Raw genomic sequence first — 19391 nt, 5'->3', positions numbered from 1 at the left:
GACAGGCGCGGAATTCACGCGTCTGACCGCCCATTTTGACGCGTATCCGAAATCACGCGACCAGAGTCCATTTTGATCAGGCGATCGCATTTATGGAACTGGTGGTCATCATGGGTTACAGCCAGCACCAGACCGCCCGAGGCAGAGAGTTCTGGCACAAGGACATCATAGAAAAACGCCCTGTTCGCAGGGTCCTGATCAGCGGCGAATTCATCCAGAACAATTATCCGGCGTTGCTCGGCCAGCGCAACAGCCAACGCAAGACGGCGGCTTTGGCCTGCAGACAACGACGTAGATGAAAACCGATCCTCGCGCATTTGCACACGTTCAGACAGGCCCAATTGTGCGATACGGCGTTCCAATTCGGCAAGCTCTTCATCATTCATGCCATAGGCGCGCTCGAACAGGTGGAAACCACTGAATACCCCGGTAAACAGTTCTCGATACCCGGACGTGCTTTCTTCGTTCAGCGGATCGCCATCAAGCAGAATTTCACCTTTTTCAGGGTGACGTAAACCCGTGATCAAGGACAGCAACGTGGTTTTGCCAGATCCATTCCCACCACATATGAACACGGTTTCGCCGGGCCGGAATGACAGATCAATTGGACCCAGATGAAACACTTCTGCGTCTGGTTTTTCCAGCTCGCGCACTTGGGCTTCAACGCCCTTTAATTCGATGCTTTCAAAGCTCTCATTCGCGGGATGGTCGGCCATCAACGACCGCGATTGTGCGGTGCTCAAGGATTGTTCGGTCTGTTGCAGCTTGTAATAGGCGTTTTCAGCCCGCGACAGGCGCGGCATCATGTTGAACATCAACTCGATCGGCCCGTTGGTCAGGAACACGATCGTCAGAACCTGAAACATCGTCGTAGTGTCGCCGCCCTGCAGCACCGGGATCGCGATCACCACGAAACACAACAACAGGATCACAGCGGTTTGCCCAACAACCGCGCTGCCGGTGTAAAGCTTTTCCGACTTGAGCCGGTGGTCCATGTTCTGCTCGATCACATCAAGCGTTTCGCGTTCTAACGCCTGACGCCGTGTGCCGCGTTGGCGCAATTCGCGCCAGCCCGACAGCATGTCACCAACCCGGTCGCAATAGGTCGCAAAAAGCTCGGAGGCGATCAGATTGTGGCGGCGTGCGGGAAGATCGAGGAGAATATAGCCCAGCATGCCGATGATCACAGTCACTACGGCAGCGACCCCCGCCGTCCAGCTGACATAAAACAGATAGGGCACAGCGATAGCCAGAACGACAAAGGCTTCCAGTGCTTCAATCACATTGAGGACCGCGCCGGACAGGGCCGCCACTTCATGCGTCATGGACGCATAAACCTGCCCATGTTTGCTGGAAAGCAAGAAATCCACGTTGGCCCGCAAAAGGCGGCGCGCCATGCGTTCGCGCAGCTTGGCCATGTTCGAGGTGATCAGATAAAAAGCCCGCAACCGTTTGTAATAGCTTGAAATTACCAACGCTATTGCGGACACGATCAATAGCCAGATCGACCAGCCAAACCCCTGCCCTGCCGCCTTGGCAGTTTCATTGATCCCAAAAATCATACCTGTGCGCGACAGGCTGGCCACCAGCGTAACGATCACAATTGGATCGCGCACCACGCCTGAAGTCACCGTGAGGAACCGCAAAACAGTTAATCTGCGACGTGTCAGCGCCTTAAGGCCCGCTTCTTCTGGCGGGGGAATTTCCCTGAATTCTATGCTCACGTCGGCCTCAGACATCCTGTTGCGGCGAAACTATCTGTTTTGGAATCCATGCGCCAGTCACCTGTTTGCCGAACCGCCAACGCGCCAGCGGTTTGCATAATGGCGAATGGCCTTGGTGTTGTTGCGATCTTCCAAAGAGCCATCGCCGCGGTTGAGGTTGGCCAGCGCCGTCAGCTTGTAATGGGCGGTGTCGGCCTTGGGCAAAAAGCTGAGCCCCCGGCACGGGATCACGAAGCGCGCGACCTGACACAGGGCGCTGCTGCGCACATCATCTGCCAGAAACGCCGCGCGTGGTGTGTCGTCAATATCGGTCAGTTCCTGCAGGTCATAAAACCGCGGGCGGACAGCATAGCCAAACACGCCCAGCAACACATCAACTTCGCGTGTGCTCTTGAGCCGGTGTCCGCGTAAAGGTGCCGGGGGTTCCTGCAACAGGTTCGAGCGCAGCGTTGTCGGGCGGTCCATCAGATCAGATGGAACCACCCAGCCAGCCATGGTCAAAGCGTCGTCGGGATGCTCTGACGCCGTCGTTTCAAAGGTTGCCAAGAAATCATGCGGATAAATTCGGTCGTCATCGCCCACAACAATCAGCTGATCCGGCTCCGACGCCAAAAGCGCAGGGATCAGTTTGGTCGCAGGTCCCCAATCCTTACCTCGAACAATCTCAACCGCGTCAAGCTGTTCCAGATGGGCAGGCACGTCATAAGCCACCTCTTCGCGCAGCGAAAAGTCAGGCACGTTCAGCAAGATTTTTTTCGGGGGGCGGGACTGATCCAGATACCCTTTGAGTACTGTGTCAATCAACGCAATGCGGCTGGGGATTGTGGTCAGCGACACAACGATGTCGGACTTGTCCGCGTCTTGCCAGCGCTGATCCAGTTCGGCCAGCGACAGACGAGACAGACGGCGTTCTCGCAGCAGATCCGACAACAGGCGTTCGCCCTCAAACAGGTGATGCAGCCAAAGCGCCACCACCAGCGCGATCAGCAATGCCGCAAGAAAGATCAACACTTTGCCCCCAAGACTGTTCAAATGTCGCCAAGTGCCGGATTGGCAACTGGTCAATCTCGGCCCACGCCGTATAAAAGCGCTGACGAGCAATTAACCCGGGTGCCGCGCGATGCAAAGGCCGAATGACGTGATTTTTGTCACAGGGGCAGATGCCGTGTTTGCACGCAATCTGCATCAGCTGTTTCAGGCGGTTAAGCGCCATGGCTGGAACCAGGGCGCGCGGTGGATCGCTTATGACCTTGGCATGACCAGCCAACAGCGCGCGCGGCTGGAGAAACGTTTCGACTGGGTCGAGTTCAGAACGTTAGACCTGAGCGAATTGCCCGCCCATTATGTCCCGTCCTTTGGCGCCTATGCCTGGAAGGCCCAGGTAGTGTGGGACGTAGTACAAAATAACGATGGGCTAGTGTTCTGGATGGACAGCGCGAACCTGCCCAAAGACAATATGACGCCGATGGTTGACTGGGTGCGGACACATGGGTTTTACATGTTGCGCGGTCAAACCAGCCTGTTGGGGCGCTGTGACATCCGTATGTTGGAAAAGCTGAACATGCCGCGCTGGATCTGGGGATCGAGAGAGCTGGCATCGGGGCTGGTGGGTGTGGACACATCCCGGCCAGAGCTGCGCGACATCATAGAGGAATGGGCCCGGCTTTCAGAAGACGAAGACATCATTCGTCCCCCCGGCGATACGTTTGAAGGTCATCGCAATGACCAATCCGTGCTGAACGCGTTGGTGCAACCATTGAGCAGTACAGGGCAAATCAAGCTACCCGAGCTTGATATTGACATCTCGGCCGGTCGGCCGACGAAGTTCATTTCAACCCGTAACAAGCTACGCGCGGATTTCCCCGAATGGGCCGATCCGTTTGCGCGGGCTTATTATGCGATCTGGAAAGAAGTGGATCAATTTCTGATCCGCGCCGATAAATGGCTTGGCAAACGCTGGTTTCCAAGCCGGTGGCTGGGTGAATATTTTGAGGTTCGTCTGTCACGCGTGGGGCAATCTGAGCAAGAGGTGATCCCCTGCCCGCTTGGCCATTATTATGCCGACCCGTTTTTATGGGAAGAAAACGGCGCGCGATGGCTGTTTCTGGAAGATTTTCACTATCTGAGCATGCGCGGCACCATTGTGGCGATGCCGTTGGATGGTGATCGCAAGGCGGTGCCCGTACTGGACCCCGGCGTGCACGCATCGTTCCCCTTTTTGTTCCGACATGACGGGCGGCTGTGGATGTTGCCGGAAACCTGCGTGAATGGGTGTGTAGATTTATATGAATGCACCAGCTTTCCGTCCGGCTGGCGCAAGCATCGCAGCATAATGGAAGACGTGAACGCCGCCGACAGCGTGATATTCGAACATGCCGGGCGGTGGTGGCTGATCACATCGCTGCAATCGCCGCAATCAGGAGGGTCGCACCGCTATCTGGCTGTCTTCCATACGGATGATCCGATTGATGGTAACTGGCAGGCGCATCCGGTGAATGCCGAAGGGCGCGAGATCACGTCGGAACATGGCACCGGGCGCAATGCTGGACGGGTGTTTGAATGGCAGGGTCAATTGATCCGTTGTGTGCAATCCAGCCGGGATTACTACGGTCAGGGCATGGAATATCGGCGTATGACTCTGACGCCGGATCAGTTTGACGAAGAGGTCATTGAAACGCCGCCGCATCTGATAATGACGGATGCAGAGGGCGTGCATCACATGTCCCGACTTGACGACTGGATCGTTTGGGACCGTCGCACACGGCACTGAGTCACGTTGGGTGATAAGCCTGCCGAGCCCCCATACGTAAGCGTATTGATGTCAAGCGTGTGTGCTGCCAGCTTTAGGTCATCTGAAGTCAATCAAACGTCGGCGCCTTGATCCTGAGGAAACCAGATCACAAAGCGCGTGCCTTGTCCCGGTGTGCTGTCTGCAAGGATGGTACCGGAATATAGCTCAACTAGTTTGCGCGTGATCGACAACCCCAAACCAGTGCCTTCGCCCTGTTTTGTTGTATAAAACGGGTCAAAAATGCGCGCCAGAATGTCAGGGGACATGCCTGTACCAGAGTCCTTAACGCAGATCACGACGCCGGGGATATTGTCCTGAAACTGCGCGCGCACAGACAGATCGAGAGCACCACCATCCGGCATCGCATGGATGGCGTTCACGATGAGGTTGATCAGGATTTGTTGCAACTCTGTGCGGTTGATCGCAATGGCCTCATCGCTGGTCAGGTCAAGTGTCAGGTCTATCTGAGCGGTGTTCAGCAGGTGTTGCACCAGCGGAATTGTGTCGGTCATCACGTCGGCGGGGCGGTGATGTTCCATGCTGTCGGCATATTCGTCCGGGCGTGTGAATTGCAAAAGCTTATTCACGATCAGGAATATCGAATGCACCTGTTCGTCGATCAGGCGTAGTTCTGTGCGCACGCGATCAGCTTCTACACCCAGTTCCGCCCGAATGACGTCCAGATTTCCCTGAATGACCTGAATGGGATTGTTAACCTCGTGGGCAATCCCGGCGGCGATTTCGCCCACGGCGGCCAGTTTTTCTGAGACTACCAGTTGCTTGGACGTCGCCTCAAGCCGCTGGTTCACCTCTTTCAGGTCGCGCGTGCGTTCGGCAACGCGCCGGTTCAGTTCACGGTCACGCTCTTGAATTTGATCCAGAAGCTCATCCATCTGCGCGGCGACGCGCCCGATTTCATCACCTGAATAATAGACACCTGTACGAGCGCCAAGATCGCCCTCTTCAACCTTGACGATGGTGCGCAACATACGTTCCAGCGGGTTGAAAATCTGGCGGGCCCAGCGCAGGAAAATCGGTACCGAGATCAGAACAATCACCGCAAAGGCAATCGCAAAAGTCAGAATTGTCGAGCTTTTGGCATCGCGAAACGGCTGATCCAGAAAACCCACATACAGCATGCCCACCCGGTCTCCAAAGCTGTCGACAATGGGTTCGTAGGCCGAAATGTACCAGTCATTGACCACAAATGCGCGATCCAGCCAAACCTCGCCCTGTTCCAGAACCGTCTGATGCACCGCGGCAGACACGCGGGTACCCAGCGCGCGTTCGTTTTGAAACAAGCGCACATTGGTCGAAATCCGCACGTCTTCGAGGAACAGAGTCGCCGTGCCCTGACTGCCTTCGGTCAGGCTGGCCGTGGGATAGACCAGATCGTTGATCGTATCGATGAATTCAAGGTTGCGGTTCAGCAGAACGCCGCCCACCAGTACCCCCATTTCGCCGTTCGTCGAGACCGGAGTGGCGGTGTGCACCATCATGCCGCGCGTTTCTTCGGTGCGATCCGTCGGCACGGCGGCCTGGGTGGGGACAAGGCGGATGCGCGCCTGATCTGCCAGCGCGTCGGAAATGGCGATCAGGTCGGCGCGTTCAAAGATATCAATCTGGGTCGAGCCGGCCCCCGCCATAGCCTGCTGCACAACCGGCCACTTGGTGGCTTCATTTGGTGCGTAAGACGCCGGAGAGGAAACAGAGCTCTGCCCGTGTCGCATGTAGTATAAGAAATCAAACCCCAGCTCTTGCCTGCGGGTGTCCAGCATAGCCTGAATGGCAACCGGATCATTTTCAGCAACACGGGTCACAAAAGTCGCCGAGTCAGCCACGGCGCGCACCTGAAGATCGCTGTTTTCCAAAAGGCGCGACAGGAATTGTTGCGCGATGGTCAGTTCGCCGTTCACCTTGGCAATCAAGAGATTGTCAAACCGCGATGACCAGTTCACGGCCGTCAGCATAAAGAACAACGGCATCACCACCAGCGTCGGCAACAACGCAATAGACAGCAGCCGAATTCGGACAGACGCTGTCCGCCGGGGTTTGGGTTTTATACTGGCCTCAGCCATTCCACATCGCGCATTTGCGGTCGATCGTCTTGCGCGATACCCCCAGACGGCGGGCCGCTTCGGCGCGATTGCCGTCGCATGCATCCAGCACGCTCAGGATATGGCGCTGTTCAACGGCGGCAAGGCTGTCTGTCGCTTCCACTTCTTCGCTGTCCTCGCCCGATGCAAACTCCGATGGCCATTCCCCGATGATCAATGACCGTTCAATCAGGTTGCGCAATTCGCGCACGTTCCCCGGCCAGTCATAGCGCGACATGTTCATCAAAACGCCTTCGGAAAGGGTCAAAGGCGGCACGCCCAACGATTTGGAAATCTGCTGGATGAACATCAGCGCCAGTTCGCGGATGTCGCCTATCCGCTCTTTTAGAACCGGCATCTGGATGCTGAGCACATTGATGCGATGATAAAGGTCTTCACGGAAACGACCCTGTTTCACCGCCTCTTTCAGGTTTCCGTTGGTTGCAAAAATAAATCGCAAATCCAGCGGCACTTCGCGAGATGACCCCACCGGACGTACGCGGCAATGTTCAATCACCCGCAAAAATGCGGCCTGAACAGGCAATGACAGCTCGACGATTTCATCCATGTAAAGCGTGCCGCCATTGGCATTCATAAACACGCCGTCCTTGCGCACGGTGCGCCCGGTCTGGTCCTGAGTGATCTGGCCAAACAGCTCGTGTTCGACCATATCCCCCGAGATCGTAGCGCAGTTAATTGGCACAAAGGATTTCTCGGACCTGTCCGACATCACATGCAGCGCGCGCGCGGCGACTTCTTTGCCTGTGCCGGTGTCTCCGGTCAAAAGGATCGGGGTGGGTAAAGGCGCCGCCCGCTCTAACGTGGCGCGGATGTTTTCGATGATCGGAGATGTCCCCAGCAGACGGGCGCGGACCTGAGCATTTCCAGACGCCAGCTCGTATTTCAGCAGATAGTTTTCGCGGCGCAGATTAACCCGATCCATGCACCGGGCCACGGCATTCATGATCTGGTTCGACCGGAAGGGTTTCAATACAAAGTCCACCGCCCCGGCACGCATCGCTTCGATTGCGGTGTCCATGTCTGCAAAAGCCGTGATCAGAATTGTATCGGCAAAAAAGCCCAGCTTGCGTTGTTCAGTCAGCCATTCCAGCCCGGACGTGCCGGGCATGACATTGTCCAGAATGACGATGTCAAAATGGTTGGCATCCAATAGCCTCGAAGCCACCTCGGTATTGGCGGCCTGTTCAATCCGCCCGACCAGAGGTTGCAATATCTTGACGATAAAATTGCGGATGCCCGGTTCGTCATCAACAACAAGTACCGACGCCGTGGTCAGGCTGATCCCGAATTCAGATTGCCCCTTGGTCTGCGCCAGCTTGCGTTCCACCTGGTTCATGTGGTCAGTCCAGCCGTACAGAATTGCCGCTGGCAACGTCCTGCGCCGAGAACCCCGCAGCGTTCAGCCCGTAATAGGCAATAATGGCAATCGCAACGACAGCGACGCAGGACAGAATAAAGGCTTTCATGTCAGTTTTCCTTGGTTTTGCTGAAATGACGCAGATATTCGATCAAATCGGCACGGTCCTGGGGGCTGGCGATGCGCTGAACTGGCATCTTTGTCCCCTTAATATACACGTCCGGTCCAAGATCAAAAAGGGCATCAATGGTTTTCGCGGTCCAGACAATGTCAGTTGTCTGAAGAGTTTGAGAGTAGGTGTAGTGCGACACGGTGCCTGCGCGCCGCCCAAACAGGTCTTTGAGCGTGGGACCGGCACGGCGCGCGCTGTCCGAAGTTAAGGTATGGCAGATCGAACATTTGCGCTGAAACTGACGCTCGCCATTGCTGGCGCTGTCATTGCCATTCAGAAATGCACGATCCGTATGCACCATTTTCGGCGCGTCGCGCGGATCGGCCAGCGGCCATGAGAACATCGCGTCATCCAGCCCGCCTGCGTGAATGTTCTGCCCGTCCGCCGAAAACGCCAGTGCCCAGATCGGGCCGCGATGGGTGGCGCGGAAATCCGCATGGATCGACCAGTCAGACGTGTCGAGCAGCATGATATAGCCCTCTCCGTCGCCAATCGCGAGGTATTGACCATCGCGGCTCAGGGTCATTGCCAGAATGGGACGCCGGTCCAGTGTGACATCCTTGATCGTGTCACCAGAGGCTGCGTCGACAATTCGGGTCACGCCATCCACCGCCCCAAATGCCAACCAGCCCTGCGCATGATCCAGCACCATTGTGTTGATGCCAAATCCGTTGGACAGAAACAGCTGTTCAAGCGCACCCGTGGCAGCATTCCAAATGCGGATTTTTCCGTCAGACGATGCTGTCAAAATGGATCGGCCATCTGCGGTAAAGGCGATGTCATTGACGTTGGCGCCAACCGACACAATGCGCGGTGCCTGACCGTTCAACGGCCAGATCCCAAAGCTGCCATCCCAGCTTGCCGTGGCAATTGTTTCTTTGTCTGGGGACAGGCGTACCGAAATCACCTTGCCCTTGTGTTGACCCAGACGCGTTGCAGTGCCGTTCGCCAAATCCCAGCGCAGAACGGCAAAATCATCCCCTGCCGATACAGCCGTGGTGTCATCGACGAAAACCACTGAATTTGCGGCCGCTTCGTGCCCTTCCAGCCAGCGGGGCGCAGGGCCGTCCCATAACCCCAGAGAATAGTCAAAACTGGCCGTCAGAATGCGGTCACCATCCGGGGACACGGCGATACCTTTGATCGGGCCGCCATGGCCGGACAACGTAAAGAACTCTCCGCCCAGCGCCGCAAGCGGCATCAGGCATAGGCTCAGGATGACGCCGGCCAATTTCATTTATTCCGCAGGTGTGGCCTGATCAGGCGCAGCCTTGGCACGGGCCATTTCTTCTTCATACCAAATGGAATGGTGCTCTTTGGCCCATTGTTCTTCGACTTCGCCCGATCCCATTGCGTCGAACGCACCTTCCATGCCGACACTGCCCAGATAGATGTGGGCAATCACGATGCCGATAAACAGGAAAGCGACAATGCCATGCCACAGCTGTGCCAGCTGCATCTCCTGATACGGGGTCAGGATCTCGGGCAGCGGGGCGCCCATGATCAATTCGGGAAGACCGGTTGCATTGGCGAGAACAAAGGTCTTGGCAAATACCGGAACTTCGAACGGGAACAGCAATGAAACCCCAGACAAAGAAATTGAAACACCCAACACAATAACCGACCAGAAGATGATCTTTTGCCCCGCGTTGAATTTTCGGGCCGGGGGGTGCACATCCTTGGAAAACAACCCGCCCGCTTTGGCCATCCAGCGCAGGTCGGTCATGTTTGGAATGTTATGTGCGACCCAGCGCACAAAGATCAGCACAAGCGCGATCATAAAGGCCCATGACACGTTGTTGTGCACCCATTTCCCGGCAAGCGCGATGGGGGCATAAGCCTCTTTCCCCAGCCAGGGAATAATGAAGGCGCGCCCCGCGATCAGGAACAGACCGGTCAGCGCCAACAGGATGAACGAGATACCAAGTGTCCAGTGTCCAAAGCGTTCTATCCCGTCAAATCGCAGGATTTTGCGCCCGGTCTTTTCACCGTCAATGCGGATTTTGCCACGCAAACCCCAGAACAGAGCAATGACAACAATCATGCCACCCAAAAGGTAAAACCCGTATTGGGTCAGCGGGCCGTCCCGAAATGCCATCCATGTCATGCCGCTGTCCTGTATCAACAGTCCGGCAGTTGGCCCCTGAGACGAAGTTGTTGTGTCGGCACTGCCATAACGCAGGGCGCGGAACACTTCGGAATCCGATGCCACACCACGTGTACCGAGCTGGCCCATCAGGGCTTCGACATTGCCCTGACCTGTGGCGTCGCGTCGAAAAGTGTCTTCCACTTTCTCGCCGCGTTGCCGGGCCATGATGTCTTCGAGAGTTTGAGCGCCGCCAGTGGCGGCACGGTCGGGTGCTTCCTGAGCGGCAACCGGCAATGCCAGCGCCATACAGAGAACAAGCCAGAGAAGAGCGCGCATCGGGTCCTCGATCTGTCAATTGAATTTCATTTAAACCGACGCCGCGTTGCGACATCGGGCTGGACCCATTCACTGAGTCCGGCAAAAGCAAAATGGGTCCGGCGGCGATCTGGACCGCCGCCGGGGTGTCCATCAGACAGGTTTAGCCGCCCTTTTGCTCGTAGGCTGTACCCCAGCCCCAAGCACCAGAGCCAAAGCCACGGGCCACCACACGTTCGCGGTAGATGGCCGAAACCACGTCGCCGTCACCCGCCAAAAGCGCCTTGGTAGAACACATCTCGGCGCAGAGCGGCAGTTTGCCTTCTGCGATCCGGTTGCGCCCGTATTTGGCGAATTCAGCAGTGGAGTGGTTTTCCTCGGGACCGCCCGCGCAGAATGTACATTTGTCCATTTTGCCACGTGAGCCAAAGTTGCCAGCTTGCGGATATTGCGGCGCGCCAAACGGGCACGCATAGAAGCAATAGCCACAGCCAATGCACAGATCCTTGGAATGCAAAACCACACCTTCTTCGGTCTGGTAAAAACAGTCCACAGGACAGACGGCCATACAAGGCGCATCTGAGCAATGCATACAGGCCACCGAGATCGAACGCTCACCCGGGTTGCCGTCGTTGATTGTTACAACGCGGCGCCGGTTGATGCCCCAGGGCACCTCGTGCTCGTTCTTACAGGCCGTGACACAGGCATTGCACTCAATGCAGCGCTCGGCATCGCAGAGAAACTTACTTCGTGCCATTTCTCTTTCTCCTTATGCTGCCCAGATTTTGCAGAGAGTACACTTGGTCTCCTGCATCTGGGTCACGCTGTCATAGCCATAGGTTTGTGCCGTGTTACTGGCTTCACCCAGCACATAGGGATCAGCACCAGAAGGGTATTTGTCCCTCAGGTCCTTGCCCTCGAAATGGCCGCCAAAGTGGAACGGCATAAAGGCAACGCCTTCGCCGACCCGGTTTGTCACCATGGCCATCACTTTGACCTTGGCCCCTTCGGCCCCTTCGACCCAGACCTGCGCCCGGTCACGCACCCCGAGATTATTCGCGTCACGCGGATTAATCTCGACGAACATGTCCTGTTGCAGCTCGGCCAGCCAGGGATTGGACCGGGTTTCTTCACCGCCACCTTCGTATTCAACCAGACGGCCTGATGTCAGAATCATCGGGTAGTCTTTGCTGAAATCCTGCTTTTGGATCGAAGCATACATGGTGGGCAAGCGATAGAACTTGCGGTCTTCGTAGGTGGGATAATCCGCGACCAGATCGCGCCGCGGGGTATAAAGCGGCTCGCGGTGCACAGGCACCGGATCAGGGAAGGTCCACACGACGGCCCGCGCCTTGGCATTCCCAAAGGGCGCACATTCGTGCTTGATCGCCACCCGCTGGATACCGCCGGACAGGTCGGTTTTCCAGTTGGTCTTGGGACCCGCAACCGCGTCGATTGACGCGCGTTCCTCGTCCGTCAGGTCGCCATCCCACCCAAGGTCCATCAGCATCTGCATGGTGAACTCGGGATACCCGTCCTGAATTTCAGAATCGAGGCTGGCAACACCTTCGGCCAGAAGGTTATCGCCATCACGCTCTACGCCGAAACGGGCGCGGAATGTCAGGCCACCTTCTGAGACACGTTTGGACATGTCATAAAGGTTGGGTGTGCCGGGATGGTTCATCTCGGCGGTGCCCCAACATGGCCATGGAAGACCGTAATAGTCTCCATCAGCGGGCCCCCCGATGGCCTGCAACGTTGTGCGGTCAAAGGTGTGCTGGTTGGCCATGTGCATCTTGAGACGCTCGGGCGACTGCCCGGTATAGCCAATGGTCCAAAGCCCCTTGTTGAACTCGCGGGTTACGCTTTCAACATTCGGTGTGTTCTCGTCTTCCATCTCGATATTGCGGAAGAAACGATCTGCCCAGCCGAATTTGTTGGCGAACATGCCCATGATTTCATGGTCAGGCTTGGATTCAAACAACGGAGCCACAATCTTGTCACGCCACTGGAACGACCGGTTCGACGCCGTGACAGAGCCACGTGTTTCGAACTGCGTACAGGCGGGCAACAGGTAAACCCCGTCGGTGCGGTCCTGCATGACAGCCGAGACGGTGGGATACGGGTCAACCACGACCAGCATGTCCAGCTTCTCCATCGCAGTCTTCATTTCCTTGCCGCGAGTCTGCGAGTTGGGCGCATGCCCCCAAAGCACCATGGCCCGCACTGTGTCGGGGTTGTCCATGTTCTCGGGGTCTTCCAGCACGCCATCGATCCAGCGCGACACCGGGATACCGGTGAGGTTCTGAAGCGACTTCTCTTTGCCGTCAGCCCCTGTGGTTTTGGCAAACTGACCATTCAGCCATTCGCCGTCCTCTTCCCAGACACGTGCCCAGTGAGCCCACGCCCCTTTGGACAGGCCGTAATAGCCCGGCAAAGTATGGCTGAGAACGCCAAGGTCGGTTGCACCTTGTACGTTGTCGTGGCCACGGAAGATGTTGGTGCCGCCACCGCTGGTACCCATGTTGCCCAGAGCCAGTTGCAGGATGCAATACGCGCGGGTGTTGTTGTTACCATTGGTATGTTGTGTCCCACCCATACACCAGATCACGGTACCGGGACGGTTGTTCACCAGGGTACGCGCAACGCGGCGCAGTTGAGAACCGGGCGTGCCAGTGACGCGCTCCACTTCTTCAGGGGTCCATTTGCGCACTTCTTCGCGGATCTGATCCATGCCCCACACACGGGTACGGATGAACTCTTTGTCCTCCCAGCCGTTTTCAAAGATGTGGTACAAAAGACCCCAGACCAGCGCGACGTCCGTGCCCGGACGGAACCGCACATATTCGTCGGCATGTGCTGCGGTGCGCGTAAAGCGCGGGTCACACACGATCAACGGCGCGTTGTTCATCTCTTTGGCGCGCAGGACATGCAAAAGCGACACAGGGTGCGCTTCGGCCGGGTTGCCGCCAATGATAAAGATCGCCTTGGAATTGTGGATGTCGTTGTAGCTGTTGGTCATGGCGCCGTAGCCCCATGTATTGGCAACACCGGCAACCGTGGTCGAGTGACAAATCCGGGCCTGATGGTCCACGTTATTCGTGCCCCAATAGGCGGCGAATTTGCGGAACAAGTAGGCTTGTTCATTGTTGTGTTTGGCTGAACCCAGCCAATAAACGCTGTCAGGTCCGCTCTCGTCGCGGATCTTCATCATGCCGTCGCCGATCTCGTTGATCGCCTGTTCCCAGCTGATACGCTTCCACTCTCCACCCTCTTTTTTCATCGGGTATTTGAGACGGCGCTCACCATGCGCATGTTCGCGCACCGAGGCACCTTTGGCGCAATGGGCACCAAGGTTGAACGGGCTGTCCCAACCGGGCTCTTGCCCGACCCAGACACCATTCTTGACTTCGGCCACAACCGTGCAGCCGACAGAGCAGTGTGTACAAACAGATTTTACGGTGTCCACAGCAGCGCCGGCAGCATCTTGCGCCTGCGCTTGTGTCACCGTGCCGCCGGTGGCCCCGATCGCAGCCAGGCCGCCAATAGCGAGCCCTGATCCACGCAGGAATGTCCGACGGTCGACAGCTTTTTCAGCTGCCGCAGACAGGATACTTGTCCGCTGGGGGCGTCGCGCAACCCCGTTGGTCTTTTTCCTAAGCATTGTTCCCTCCCTTGCTCCCCTTTTTGACGGGGTGGCTGGGTTAGATTTTGAAAACCCGACCGGTGGGCGTCACGCAACCGGTGGTCGGGGGCGGGTATCACCGACCGGTCAGAACCGGGCGGTTTCGTAGTAGGCGCGGGTATGCGCGGTGTCCTGCATCTTGTCGCTGGACAGATCAGCCGGTTGGGCCTCGCTGCTTTGCGGTGCCATGACGGCAACGGCGGCTGCAGCCGGGGCTGCGGTCGCGGCGAGCTTTAGAAAGTCGCGCCGGGATGATCCGGTGTCTTCGGCTGTTTTGCTCATTGCTTCCTCCTTTTTGTGGCCGGTCGGGGTCCGGCAGTTTGATGGAACGTCACTCCGCCCCCATGCGGAACGCTTGTGTTTCAATGTCGAGAAACGCTTTGCCGACGGTGCCGACAGGTGCGTAAAGCACCGAGTTTTGCGCAACTTCGAGGTCCGAAAAGAAATGCTCGGCCCACGGTGCGATATGTTTGAAGAAAAAGTCTTTTTGCCGGGCCACTGGCACCGGGTCGCCAAAGCGACCCCGGATCATACCCGCCATCATTTCTAACAGGCTGGCGATATTGTCTTCGGGTTCATATACGTTGGGCGCGCGCGTGATCCGCAGGGCTGCCATGTCACCGCGCAACGCTGCCAGTGGTTTTTCGTTCAGAAACCCGGTCAGATAGTAGCTGGCATAGGGCATCAATTCACCCCGCGACAATCCGATGAACAACGCGTTGAATTCACGTTCAACAGCCTTTTCGTTGGTCGCCCGGGCGATGCGCGCCATGGTCGCCACAGCCTGGCCAAGCGCACTGTCATCACCGCTCAGGCCAGCGGCACGGGACAGCATTGATTTGTCGGGCGGGCCTGACAAAAGCGCGGACAAAAAGTCATAGAGATCGGCGCGCAGCGCGTCTTCTTCGGCGATCTGAAGTTCAGGGGCAGCGTCGGTCATGACGTCTCCGTTGCAGTCTGGCCGGGATCACCGGCAAAATCGAACCGCATGCGCCGGCGTGGGGCTGGCACCTGCTCGGGCTCTGGTTCAGGTTCAAAGGATGGTTCTTCCGGAGCAAGCGCGGCGGTTGGCGCTGGCAACAGATCGTCAGGCGTCGCGTCCGCGACAACTGTTTCAGGGTCTTCAACCGGGTCGTCATCCACATTGGCAACCAGCTCATCCTGAGCTTCCAGCTCGGCCTGCCGCGCCATCTCTTCGACGTGTTTCAGCATGCCTTTTCCAACTTGATAGGTGGTTTGCATGCCTTCGATCACCATGGCGCTGTCGGTGAAGTCTTCGCCATAATCGACTAGCTCGTCGACATTCGCCAATATCGGATTGGACAGCCACAGTTTGCGCAGCGCCCGCCGCCGGATGCGTTCGGGCACTGCTTTGGCCAGAAAGACCGAGAAATCATCGCCTTCCTGCAGCGTGTCCGGGTCCGGCAAATCCAGTTCCGCCAAAATCTCCGCGTCGGACTTTTCTTCCAACACAGCCTGTGCGGACGCCTGCTCGGCCTGTTCAACGGCGCGCGCTTCGGCCACGGCCTCGGCAGCGACACCTGCTTTTCGGCGCGCCCAGAAATCAGGCGCCTTGTGATCCGGGGAACGGCTCAATTGACCCTCCCGGTGCGCGGCGCACGATACACGTCGGACAATTGCGAAACCCTTGGATCGCCTTTGCCGTCTTCGACCAGATCAACATGCTTTTTGTCGCGACGACGCTTCACAAAAACCTCGTCTTCGTGATGCTTTTCGACAAAATCGCGGATCAGCGCAATCAGACCTTCGGGCATCGGAACAAGTTCAACGATTTCTTCGCCGCTGTCGGCGTAATCCTGAAATTCGTAAGGGGACGCGGTGGCGAGCAGAATTTCATACGGCTGTTCGGTGTCAGCATCGGCTGTTTCGCGCATCACAACGCCGATTGACGGTGCCCGCGCTGACAACCCGTTCAGATACGCTTCGGTGTCGGTATGCCAAAGCTCAAGCGGAACCGTCGCAGCATGATATTCGACGGCGTCACCTTCCTGTCGCAGCACCTGCCAATCCGCCTGAGCAGCACCGGGCAGAACCCCGACGGCCTTCCACGTCCAACGCGCCCAACGGCTGACCGATGGGGTTCGTCGGATCACGATGCCCAATGGCAATGAGACCGGCGCTTGCCGCATATTAGCGAATTCTCCTCCCGACGGCGCAGTTGCAGTTCAGTTAACGACGCGTGGATTGATGATCTGTCCGATGCGACGGAATGCCAAAGGAATTTGCACCCTTGCGGAAATTTCAGGCAAAAACTGGACAATTTGGGAGATCACAATCAGGCATTCATCCAGTCCCGGACAGAATGTCCACTATCCCGGTTTCCTTAGTGAAACCCTTGGAATCTTCTCCCGCCGAATCAGCGAATCACTGTAGGCCGCAGGGGTTTACGCGGCGCGAAAATTCTGCATTTCTGGGCCGTGCATCCAAATGGGCAGCCGCCCGAGGAGTGGGGAAATTACATGTCTAAATCGTTGATTTTATGCAATTGTATGGAAAGTGCGACGCTTGATCCAGACACAATTGCAACGCTGGAAGGCGTGACCTGCTCAAAAATCCATTCTGGTCTTTGCACCCACGACAACTCTCAGGCGGCGGCGGCAATTGCCAAGGGTGACGCCATAATCGCCTGCCAGCAAGAGCGTGAGTTCTTCACCGAGCTGGCGGCTGATCTGGAGATTCCGGAGCCGCAATTTGTCGATCTGCGCGACCGGGCGGGATGGTCTGATGACGCCGCCAACGCAGGGGCCAAAATGGCCGCTCTGGTGGCCGATGCACTGCGTGATGCACCGCCCGCCAAAACGTTTGAAATTGCCTCAGAAGGGCTGTGTCTGATCCTTGGTCCCGCCGAGGTCGCATTGGCCGCTGCACAACAGCTCAAAGAACATCTGGGGGTCACAGTGCTGTTGGAGCAAGGCGCTGAAATGCCACTTGAACGCGGGTTTGACGTGATCGCTGGCCAGCTAAAATCAGCGCAGGGCGCGCTGGGCCATTTTGTTGTGCGCATCGACGCGTTGCAGCAGGTTGAACCCGGTGGCCGGGGTGCGTTGAATTTTGGCGCACCGCGTGACGGCGGGCAAACGTCTTGCGACATTATTCTGGACCTGCGCCGCGACGCGCCTTTGTTCCCAGCCCCGGAAAAAAGAGAAGGCTATCTGCGGGCCGACCCAAACCGTCCAGAGGCGGTGCAAAAGGCCGTGCTGGATGCATCCCATCTGATCGGCACATTCGAAAAACCGCTTTACCTGAACCTGAACCCAACAATCTGCGCCCATTCCCGAGCCGTACAAACCGGATGCAGCAAGTGTCTTGATATTTGTCCAACCTCTGCAATCCGACCGGATGGCGACCACGTGGATATCGACCCATCGATCTGTGCGGGCTGTGGATCCTGCGCGGCATTGTGCCCGTCTGGTGCAATTACATATGACGATCCGCCGGTTGCGTTTGTGTACCAGCGCATCGCGGGACTGGCCGAAGCATATCGCAACGCGGCAGGCACCGCGCCACGGCTGTTGGTGCACGACCGGGATTATGGCGCCGAGATCATTTCCCTGGCCGCGCGATTTGAACGAGGGTTGCCAGCAGATGTGATCCCAATGGATCTGGAGCGTGTGTCTGGATTTGGCCATGCCGAAATGCTCGCGGCGTTGGCGTGTGGGTTTGTCGCCGTCGACATTCTGATCTCTCCCAACACCGAGGCGGACGCCCTGCGCAGCGAACTGGCCCTGGCGCAGGCTCTGGGCGGACAAGACGCCAATTTGCGCATCATCGAACCGTGGGAGCCCGCGGCATTGTGCGACCAGCTGTATGCCGCCATTGCTCCGGTCGCTGAGATCACGCCAATTCTGCCATTGGGCACACGTCGTCAGGTGACGCGGTTGGCCGTGAAGGCCCTGCAACCTGAACTTGAAGCGCCAGTCCCATTGCCCGAATCCTCCCCTTACGGCGCGGTTCAGGTCGACAAGGATGCGTGTACGCTGTGCCTGTCCTGTGCATCGCTGTGCCCGTCCGGTGCGTTGGGCGACAACCCGGACATGCCGCAGTTGCGGTTTCAGGAAGATGCCTGTCTGCAATGCGGATTGTGTGTGCAGGTCTGCCCGGAGAATGCGATTTCGTTGCGTCCGCAGTTCGACACATCTGACACCGTTTTCACCCAGCAGATTGTGCACGAGGAGGAGCCGTTTGATTGTGTCGAATGCGGCACGCCATTTGGGGTCAAATCAACCATCGAACGCATCGTTGAAAAGTTGGAAGGCAAACACGCGATGTTTGCCACATCCGACGCCGCACGCATGATCCGCATGTGTGACGATTGCCGCGTAAACGCGCAGTTTCACCAGACAAACAATCCGTTTGCAGGGGCCGACAAGCCCGCCGTGCGCACCACCGAAGACTACCTGTCCAAACGTCGTGATCACTGATGCAGGATCGGAGCTCCCAGATCGGCTGGCGCCATGTCAGCGACATAGGCCACGATGTCTTCCAACTCGTCCAGCGTCACTGTGACCGGGCTGATTGGGGGCGGTCGGGCCTGATCAAATGGCAAGGTAACGTCGGGAATGACGGTAAAGGCAGGATGCGGGTTCAGCACGTAGAAGCTTTCAAACCGTTCCTGCCAGTTGCCCAGCGACCGCAGCACGGCAAAAGACGGCGTCGACCCGATCCCGGCCATGCGGTTGATGTCGCCCACGACGTGGCATCGCCCACAGGCCCGCAAAGATGCATCCATACCACGCATCGCATCCCCCGACAGATCAGGCGCAACGACAATCTGTTCGACCGCGACAGGTTCCGAATACACGGCCTGTCCGTCAACTTTGAAGCTCAGAATCGTGCGCAAGCCGATGCCCGACGTCAGCCAGTCCGCAAATTTTTCGGCATGTGGATTGCCCGGTTTCACCGACAGCCCATAGATGGTTTGCCCATCAGAAAATGCCGGTCTGTCACCGGGCGAAACAAGGGCGGCGTCAGCGGTCTCTGTCGCAGAAACCGGGGTAATGCGTATGCCATGTTTCAACATAAAACGCGGCAGGACGAATTTGAGAAATCCGTTTTCCTGCATGGCATCCGGAGCAGACAAAGTCATGGTCTTGCCCTGCGCGCGGCTTTCCGCGACTGTC

16 protein-coding genes are annotated in these 19391 nt (G+C 57.4%); 2 read left to right on the top strand and 14 right to left on the bottom strand.

The annotated features are described in order from the left end of the window. Nucleotides 1-14: 14 nt before the first annotated feature. Together ABJI08_RS16045 and ABJI08_RS16040 are read right to left on the bottom strand one after the other, a co-directional pair. Nucleotides 15-1739, bottom strand: coding sequence for a cyclic peptide export ABC transporter (locus ABJI08_RS16045; RefSeq protein ID WP_348402858.1), 1725 nt, complete (start codon nucleotides 1737-1739; stop codon nucleotides 15-17). A 42-nt stretch (nucleotides 1740-1781) separates the two neighbouring features. Then, the gene (locus ABJI08_RS16040) at nucleotides 1782-2735 is read right to left on the bottom strand and encodes a hypothetical protein (RefSeq protein WP_348402857.1); all 954 of its coding nucleotides are present in this window, start codon (nucleotides 2733-2735) and stop codon (nucleotides 1782-1784) included. Between the two features lie 109 nt (nucleotides 2736-2844). Here ABJI08_RS16040 and ABJI08_RS16035 point away from each other — a divergent pair, with 109 nt between their 5' ends. Then, the gene (locus ABJI08_RS16035; protein WP_348402856.1) at nucleotides 2845-4494 is read left to right on the top strand and encodes a DUF1647 domain-containing protein; all 1650 of its coding nucleotides are present in this window, start codon (nucleotides 2845-2847) and stop codon (nucleotides 4492-4494) included. Between the two features lie 92 nt (nucleotides 4495-4586). Here the strand turns inward: ABJI08_RS16035 and ABJI08_RS16030 are convergent, their stop codons facing one another. The 11 genes from ABJI08_RS16030 to ABJI08_RS15980 all read right to left on the bottom strand — a co-directional run bounded on the left by ABJI08_RS16030 (nucleotide 4587) and on the right by ABJI08_RS15980 (nucleotide 16400). After that, nucleotides 4587-6593, bottom strand: a complete 2007-nt coding sequence (locus ABJI08_RS16030; protein ID WP_348402855.1) for a cache domain-containing protein — start codon at nucleotides 6591-6593, stop codon at nucleotides 4587-4589. Next, nucleotides 6586-7968 (bottom strand): sigma-54 dependent transcriptional regulator, encoded by a 1383-nt coding sequence (locus tag ABJI08_RS16025; protein WP_348402854.1) that lies wholly within the window; start codon nucleotides 7966-7968, stop codon nucleotides 6586-6588. The genes ABJI08_RS16030 and ABJI08_RS16025 overlap by 8 nt, the downstream gene beginning before the upstream one ends. 4 nt (nucleotides 7969-7972) lie before the next feature. Further along, complete coding sequence (locus tag ABJI08_RS16020) at nucleotides 7973-8098, bottom strand: hypothetical protein (RefSeq protein WP_348402853.1); 126 nt, start codon at nucleotides 8096-8098, stop codon at nucleotides 7973-7975. Between the two features lies 1 nt (nucleotide 8099). After that, nucleotides 8100-9398 carry a c-type cytochrome gene (locus ABJI08_RS16015; RefSeq protein ID WP_348402852.1) on the bottom strand — a complete coding sequence of 433 codons (1299 nt, stop codon included), beginning with the start codon at nucleotides 9396-9398 and terminating at the stop codon, nucleotides 8100-8102. Then, nucleotides 9399-10586 (bottom strand): formate dehydrogenase subunit gamma, encoded by a 1188-nt coding sequence (locus ABJI08_RS16010; protein ID WP_348402851.1) that lies wholly within the window; start codon nucleotides 10584-10586, stop codon nucleotides 9399-9401. 142 nt (nucleotides 10587-10728) lie between these two features. Next, nucleotides 10729-11322 (bottom strand): formate dehydrogenase FDH3 subunit beta, encoded by a 594-nt coding sequence (gene fdh3B, locus ABJI08_RS16005; protein ID WP_348402850.1) that lies wholly within the window; start codon nucleotides 11320-11322, stop codon nucleotides 10729-10731. A 12-nt stretch (nucleotides 11323-11334) separates the two neighbouring features. Next, nucleotides 11335-14229 (bottom strand): formate dehydrogenase subunit alpha, encoded by a 2895-nt coding sequence (locus ABJI08_RS16000; protein WP_348402849.1) that lies wholly within the window; start codon nucleotides 14227-14229, stop codon nucleotides 11335-11337. A gap of 108 nt (nucleotides 14230-14337) precedes the next feature. Further along, the gene (locus tag ABJI08_RS15995) at nucleotides 14338-14532 is read right to left on the bottom strand and encodes a twin-arginine translocation signal domain-containing protein (RefSeq protein ID WP_348402848.1); all 195 of its coding nucleotides are present in this window, start codon (nucleotides 14530-14532) and stop codon (nucleotides 14338-14340) included. Nucleotides 14533-14581: 49 nt separating this feature from the next. Beyond that, entirely contained in the window at nucleotides 14582-15190 is a 609-nt protein-coding gene (locus ABJI08_RS15990; RefSeq protein ID WP_348402847.1) for a molecular chaperone TorD family protein, read from the bottom strand. Then, a complete protein-coding gene (locus ABJI08_RS15985; protein ID WP_348402846.1) occupies nucleotides 15187-15846 on the bottom strand; it encodes a DUF3306 domain-containing protein in 660 nt (219 codons plus the stop codon). Before ABJI08_RS15985 ends, ABJI08_RS15990 begins: the two co-directional genes overlap by 4 nt. Then, on the bottom strand, nucleotides 15843-16400 hold the full coding sequence (locus tag ABJI08_RS15980) for a DUF3305 domain-containing protein (protein WP_348402845.1): 558 nt from the start codon (nucleotides 16398-16400) through the stop codon (nucleotides 15843-15845). Before ABJI08_RS15980 ends, ABJI08_RS15985 begins: the two co-directional genes overlap by 4 nt. Before the next feature lie 330 nt (nucleotides 16401-16730). On the opposite strand from ABJI08_RS15980, the gene ABJI08_RS15975 reads away from it, so the two are divergent. Next, nucleotides 16731-18692, top strand: a complete 1962-nt coding sequence (locus ABJI08_RS15975) for a 4Fe-4S binding protein (protein ID WP_348402844.1) — start codon at nucleotides 16731-16733, stop codon at nucleotides 18690-18692. On the opposite strand, the gene ABJI08_RS15970 is transcribed toward ABJI08_RS15975, so the two are convergent. After that, on the bottom strand, nucleotides 18686-19357 hold the full coding sequence (locus ABJI08_RS15970) for a hypothetical protein (protein WP_348402843.1): 672 nt from the start codon (nucleotides 19355-19357) through the stop codon (nucleotides 18686-18688). The genes ABJI08_RS15975 and ABJI08_RS15970 overlap by 7 nt on opposite strands. Between the last annotated feature and the right edge of the window lie 34 nt (nucleotides 19358-19391).

Origin of the sequence: Shimia sp., from assembly GCF_039969785.1 — a bacterium.
In the GTDB taxonomy this organism is placed as follows: Bacteria; Pseudomonadota; Alphaproteobacteria; order Rhodobacterales; family Rhodobacteraceae; genus Shimia.
This window is presented reverse-complemented; position numbering and strand designations above follow the sequence as displayed.

What these genes read in the sequence shown, in the direction of transcription:
- ABJI08_RS16045 (WP_348402858.1), bottom strand. Translation starts at nt 1,739, where the DNA reads ATGTCTGAGGCCGACGTGAGCATAGAATTCAGGGAAATTCCCCCGCCA.
- ABJI08_RS16035 (WP_348402856.1), top strand. Translation starts at nt 2,845, where the DNA reads ATGCAAAGGCCGAATGACGTGATTTTTGTCACAGGGGCAGATGCCGTG.
- ABJI08_RS16030 (WP_348402855.1), bottom strand. Translation starts at nt 6,593, where the DNA reads ATGGCTGAGGCCAGTATAAAACCCAAACCCCGGCGGACAGCGTCTGTC.
- ABJI08_RS16025 (WP_348402854.1), bottom strand. Translation starts at nt 7,968, where the DNA reads ATGAACCAGGTGGAACGCAAGCTGGCGCAGACCAAGGGGCAATCTGAA.
- ABJI08_RS16020 (WP_348402853.1), bottom strand. Translation starts at nt 8,098, where the DNA reads ATGAAAGCCTTTATTCTGTCCTGCGTCGCTGTCGTTGCGATTGCCATT.
- ABJI08_RS16015 (WP_348402852.1), bottom strand. Translation starts at nt 9,398, where the DNA reads ATGAAATTGGCCGGCGTCATCCTGAGCCTATGCCTGATGCCGCTTGCG.
- ABJI08_RS16010 (WP_348402851.1), bottom strand. Translation starts at nt 10,586, where the DNA reads ATGCGCGCTCTTCTCTGGCTTGTTCTCTGTATGGCGCTGGCATTGCCG.
- fdh3B (WP_348402850.1), bottom strand. Translation starts at nt 11,322, where the DNA reads ATGGCACGAAGTAAGTTTCTCTGCGATGCCGAGCGCTGCATTGAGTGC.
- ABJI08_RS16000 (WP_348402849.1), bottom strand. Translation starts at nt 14,229, where the DNA reads ATGCTTAGGAAAAAGACCAACGGGGTTGCGCGACGCCCCCAGCGGACA.
- ABJI08_RS15995 (WP_348402848.1), bottom strand. Translation starts at nt 14,532, where the DNA reads ATGAGCAAAACAGCCGAAGACACCGGATCATCCCGGCGCGACTTTCTA.
- ABJI08_RS15990 (WP_348402847.1), bottom strand. Translation starts at nt 15,190, where the DNA reads ATGACCGACGCTGCCCCTGAACTTCAGATCGCCGAAGAAGACGCGCTG.
- ABJI08_RS15980 (WP_348402845.1), bottom strand. Translation starts at nt 16,400, where the DNA reads ATGCGGCAAGCGCCGGTCTCATTGCCATTGGGCATCGTGATCCGACGA.
- ABJI08_RS15975 (WP_348402844.1), top strand. Translation starts at nt 16,731, where the DNA reads ATGTCTAAATCGTTGATTTTATGCAATTGTATGGAAAGTGCGACGCTT.
- ABJI08_RS15970 (WP_348402843.1), bottom strand. Translation starts at nt 19,357, where the DNA reads ATGACTTTGTCTGCTCCGGATGCCATGCAGGAAAACGGATTTCTCAAA.